Annotated in this window: 1 protein-coding gene and 1 pseudogene; both read left to right on the top strand. The window is 77.5% G+C overall.

Annotated elements, in window-relative coordinates:
• Window positions 1-135 precede the first annotated feature (135 nt).
• On the top strand, window positions 136-432 hold the full coding sequence (locus B7P34_RS36080) for a hypothetical protein (protein ID WP_106682288.1): 297 nt from the start codon (window positions 136-138) through the stop codon (window positions 430-432).
• 50 nt (window positions 433-482) lie between these two features.
• Window positions 483-668: pseudogene (locus B7P34_RS37010) on the top strand (hypothetical protein); the annotation flags it as partial.

A 668-nucleotide genomic window follows, 5' to 3' on the forward strand; every position in this document is an offset into this window, starting at 1 on the left:
CGCCCGCGCCTACGGCACCCCGGCCAACGCGCCCGCGAGCCGCCGCCGCGGGGCTGCCCCGCGGCGCCCCGGGCGGCAGGGTGGGTACGGGCCCGGCACGAGCACCGGGCTCTCCGCCACCGCCAGGAGCACACCATGGCCATTGTCGTCACCTTCGACGTCCCCGACGGGGGACAGGACCTCTACGAGGCGGTCGTCCACCGCGTCACCGACGGGAAGGGCTTCACGCGCCTCGCCGACATCCCCAGCCCCGGTCTCATCGCCCACATCGCAGGCCCCACGGCGAGCGGCGGCTGGCGGGTGACGGACGTGTGGGAGTCCGCCGAGGCGCTGGAGGAATGGGCCAAGACCCTCGGCCCCGTCCTCGCCGACCTCGGCTTCGCCGACCTGCAGCCCAGCATCACCCCGGCGCACAACGTCGTCATCGCCTGACGCCGCCGGCGGGCGCGAGGGCACGGCGGAGCAGGGCATACAGTGCCGTGGTGACCCCCACCCCCTTCTTCCGTCGCCGACCGGCCCGTCACGCCCTCGCGCCCGCCCTCGCCGCGCTGCTCTGCCTGCCCCTCGCCGCGTGCGGCGGCGGCAGCTCCGGCGCGGCCGAACGCCCCAAGTCCCCTCCGTCCGGGGCCGCTTCGCCGGCCGGGACGCCGCCGGCGCCCTCCGTGCGG

Source organism: Streptosporangium nondiastaticum (assembly GCF_003011965.1).
Taxonomy (GTDB): Bacteria; Actinomycetota; Actinomycetes; order Streptomycetales; family Streptomycetaceae; genus Streptomyces; species Streptomyces nondiastaticus.